This window comes from uncultured Veillonella sp. (genome assembly GCF_900545205.1).
Classification (GTDB): Bacteria; Bacillota; Negativicutes; order Veillonellales; family Veillonellaceae; genus Veillonella.
In genome coordinates this window covers 1-4,269 of record NZ_UQYC01000106.1, presented here as the reverse complement: position 1 = coordinate 4,269, position 4,269 = coordinate 1, and the positions used below count along the sequence as shown (strand labels likewise).

At 39.7% G+C, this 4,269-nt stretch carries 5 protein-coding genes; 1 reads left to right on the top strand and 4 read right to left on the bottom strand.

What is annotated here, in order from left to right; translation table 11 throughout:
* From guaA to QZR70_RS08520, 3 genes are all read right to left on the bottom strand, one after another.
* Positions 1 to 781 (bottom strand): glutamine-hydrolyzing GMP synthase (gene guaA / locus QZR70_RS08530; protein ID WP_295794504.1); only part of this gene is annotated, 781 nt, incomplete at its 3' end.
* Positions 782 to 1,038: 257 nt separating this feature from the next.
* Entirely contained in the window at positions 1,039 to 1,236 is a 198-nt protein-coding gene (locus tag QZR70_RS08525) for a 4Fe-4S dicluster domain-containing protein (RefSeq protein WP_024065920.1), read from the bottom strand.
* 462 nt (positions 1,237 to 1,698) lie between these two features.
* Positions 1,699 to 2,853: an HAD family hydrolase gene (locus QZR70_RS08520; RefSeq protein WP_295794502.1), complete on the bottom strand. Its 1,155-nt coding sequence runs from the start codon at positions 2,851 to 2,853 to the stop codon at positions 1,699 to 1,701.
* Positions 2,854 to 3,002: 149 nt separating this feature from the next.
* Between QZR70_RS08520 and QZR70_RS08515 the strand changes: the two genes are divergently transcribed.
* Positions 3,003 to 3,329, top strand: coding sequence for a hypothetical protein (locus QZR70_RS08515; protein WP_295794500.1), 327 nt, complete (start codon positions 3,003 to 3,005; stop codon positions 3,327 to 3,329).
* 15 nt (positions 3,330 to 3,344) lie between these two features.
* Here the strand turns inward: QZR70_RS08515 and QZR70_RS08510 are convergent.
* Positions 3,345 to 4,269: M20/M25/M40 family metallo-hydrolase (locus QZR70_RS08510; protein ID WP_295794498.1), on the bottom strand; the 925-nt coding region annotated here is incomplete at its 5' end.

The window sequence follows — 4,269 nt, the reverse complement described above, 5'->3', positions numbered from 1 at the left end:
CGTCGCCTTCGTTTTTACGCATTAAACCATGGTCAACGAAGATACAAGTCAATTGGTCGCCTACAGCTTTAGAAATAAGAGCTGCCGCAACGGAGCTGTCTACACCGCCAGACAATGCTAACAATACTTTGCCATCGCCTACAGTGTTACGGATTTCATCAATAGCAGTTTTTGCATAGTTTGCCATTGTCCATGTGCCTGTGAAGCCGCATACTTCATACAAGAAGTTGTGAAGCATTTCTTTACCATGTTCAGTGTGCAATACTTCTGCATGATATTGCATAGCGTATAATTTGCGTTCTTTATTTTGCATAGATGCAACAGGGCAGTCTTTTGTATGCGCAATGATTTCGAACCCTTCAGGAACTTTTGCTACATAGTCAACGTGGGACATCCAAACAACTTGGTCTTCGTCCAAGCCTTTGAACAATGGAGATGTAGTGTCCACTTTAGTAGGTGTTTTACCAAACTCACGGTTGTCAGCAGATTTAACTTCGCCACCCAATGTATGCGCCATAAATTGCATACCATAGCACATGCCAAGAACTGGAATACCAAGTTCAAAAATCTCTTTTTCGATTTTTGGAGAGTTTTCTTCATACACGCTGTTAGGGCCACCTGTGAAGATGATACCTTGCGGTTTTAATTCTTTAATTTTGTCCAGCGCTTTGTTGTATGGATATACTTCGCAGTATACGTGATTTTCACGAACACGGCGCGCGATCAATTGATTATATTGACCACCAAAGTCAACAACAATAACAAATTCCTTGTTTTCCATGCCTTCCTCCATATGTATCTATTTGTGAAAGTATATTCACCATTTTTTAATACCCTTACATTTCTGTACTGGCGGTGCGTTTTCTCGAGCAAAACGCTAAATTTCATTACATTTCATTATACCATACGAAGTATATGGACTCCATATATTCCGTATGAAATTTATGATTAATATTTTAATGTTCGGATTTTGGTTTTACTCTATACAAAACTCAATACAATGAGATGACCTATAAGAGGCTCTAACCTTTCAAGAGACTATTCTTTATCAGGCTCACGTTTAGACATTTTTACAGCTCCTACAGGACAGATGGAGTAACAATCGCCACATCCGATACACCCTTTACCTATATTAAACCGAGTCTCCCCTTGGGTAATGCATTGAACAGGACAATCTACGGCACACGCACCACACTTAACACAAGTATCATCTATATTAAACTTTAGATTTCCCATTCTACATCACCTCCTATGGGTTTAATAAAACTAACTTAGCATTCGCTCTAACATCAGCTAAAGCAATGTATTACCTGTAATACACTTTCGAGCAATGCCTCACTATAAAACGGACTGGAATACAAACCGACAAACAAATATATATAGTTTTTTCAGATACTACCAGTTAAAAGTATTTATTTTTAACTGGTAGTATCTCAGATTTGCACATATCGAGCACAATCCAAATTAGAAAGATTTACTTTTAACTGGTAGTATCTCAGATTTACACATATCGAGCACAATCCAGATTAGAAAGATTTATTTTTAACTGGTAGTATCTCAAATTTACACATATCGAGCACAATCCAAATTAGAAAGATTTACTTTTAACTTGTAGTATCTCAGATTTACACATATCTAGCACAATCCAGATTAGAAAGATTTACTTTTAACTGGAAGTATCTCTAATTTGAGATATGATTACTGTTTTTTTAGTAATTCATTGTTATACGCAATAGCGGAATAGATTGCTTTAGCCACGCCGAGGTGGTTATTGTCCGTCGTCACATAACGCGCTGCTTCTTTAATATTTGGCTTCCCATTGCCCATAGCTACGCTAGCACCTGCAAAACGCAGCATGGATAGGTCGTTTTCACTATCTCCCAAGGTCATGACTTCATCGGGACTAAATTTCCAGTGATTTGCCAGTGCTTCTACAGCGGACCCCTTTGTGGTATGTGGTAGTACGAATTCAAGATTACCTTCACTAGAGAGCAGTACATCATAAAAGCGTTCACGACCTGTACCATCATGAGACATACCTTGATATTCATCACGCAAATCTTGTAAGATTCTTTGGCGCATAGGCTCATCGCCGTAAAAGATTTGCATCTTCTCAGGGCCTTCATCCAAAGATTCCATATGAGCTAGTAGGTCACATACCATAGTACGCGTTGCTAAGATAAATGGGCGAATATTAGGTCTAAAGAAGAAATTAGACTGTTCTACTTCACATTCAGATAAGTTATCATTTGCTGCTTCATCACCTTCAGCTAAGGCATAGTGATCATGGGTTTCACCAGGTAGATGTTCCTCAGGTACACCAAGTTGAGGATGATTCATTAAGCTAGGTAGATGATTATCCATGAGTCCAACCGAACCTTTTGTATCAGTCGATTTACGATCACTAGCACATGCGCTTAATCGTTCAGGCGTAATGCATCTGGACGGTGGATACATACCAAAGATTTTATCTTTCACATAAGCCTCTACATAAACACCATAGGTTAAAAGTTTGCGCAATAAATAGAGTGCTTGTTCTTTATCAAAGGTTACATGGAACAAACTACGGTTTTCTTCCTTGTCCATTACATAGGCCCCATTGGTACACATGAAATAGCGTAAACATGGTAGTTTCTCGATAACATCATTCATCTCATTCCAAGCACGACCAGAAGCGATGGCTACACGAATGCCGCTTTCACGAGCGGCACGAATCGCCTCGATAGCCTCATTAGGAATTGCTTTCGCATCATTAACCAAGGTACCATCTACATCAGATGCAATGAATCGAATGGGTTTATCGCCGGTGAGACCTATATAATTTTTAATTTGTAAGGTTTCAGTTGAGGACATGATGTCTCCTTTAATACGGTATATAAATGGATAGATATTATTTTCAATCAGTAGTACAGTAATAGTTACAAATATATCTGTTAAAAGAATACACAGATAGTATGTAAGACATAGATAGTATATAAGGCATAGATAGGAAGTGAAACTATATGCGTATCATAATTGATCGAGATGCAGTTTGTGCAGGCGATGATATGAATCATCATCGGGAGGAATTTGTCGTTCCAGATGATATCACTATCGCTGGTTTATTTGAATTCCTTGAGTTTAAGTACATTCCAGTCATCGCGGGAAATAACGTGGTCTGGACGCTCTATTATCACGACCGTGAGTTAGGTGCCTATTTCACCAAAATTCAGAGCTTTATAAACGGAAACATCTCATTATCATCCATCATTAATAAATCTGAAAAAGACCACGAATTCTATCTACACTATTACAGCCATCCTGATAGATATAGAAAACGCTTTATTTAGACGCATTAAATTCAGCTACTTAGATGCATTAAATTCAGCTACGATTTCTTCTAATATAGCTGGATTTTCTACCAATCGTAACAAGGTGCGGCCTATGATATTAGCACCGTCCACAATTGTTTGTTCAATGGTTGGTTCTAGCATAGCGGCTGCGAATTCTTTAGAGTGGCATACTTTATCGTCTCCAGCAAGTCGCAATTTAGGGTGGAATGCAGCACATTGATAGCTGACGTTACCGATGTCTGAGCTGCCCCCAATATCTGCTGGGCCTGGCTTAAATTCAATGCCCATATCAGTCATCACCTCTTCAATGAGAGTAGTACCGCGATGGTTTTGGTTCATATCATCATAGGGATTGCCGTAAAATTCTATATCCACTGTTGTTCCAGTACAAAGGGCGGCCCCTTCAAAAATTTTCTTAATCTGTTCAGATAGGCCATTTAAATAGTCCCGTTCTGTATGACGTACGGTTACTTCCAACTCGCCAAATTCAGGAATGACATTAGATGCAGTACCACCAGCAATAATCCATGTGCCGATGCGCGTTTCAGGTCGCACTTGTTGGCGCATCATATCCATCGCGTGAATAGCAAGTTGTACACCGTTTACCGCATTAATGCCGTTCCAAGGCTCACCTGCTGCATGGGCTGGTTTACCATGATAGCGTGCACGGAAACAGTCTAGTGCCAAGAATTGTGAATTAGGACGTGTTTCTTCCCCATCGAGGTGAACCATGATAGCAAAATCATAGTCTTTAAACACCTCTGCATTACACATATCCACCTTACAACCGGTAGCTTCTTCATCTGGTGTACCTATAATATCGATGTCCATGTTGAAAGCAACGCCATCTTGTTGCATTTTGCGGAGCGTTAATGCGGCGAGCAACTTAGGCGGAATCGACAAATATGCGGCGAATGAGGCAAACCGCTTCACAACC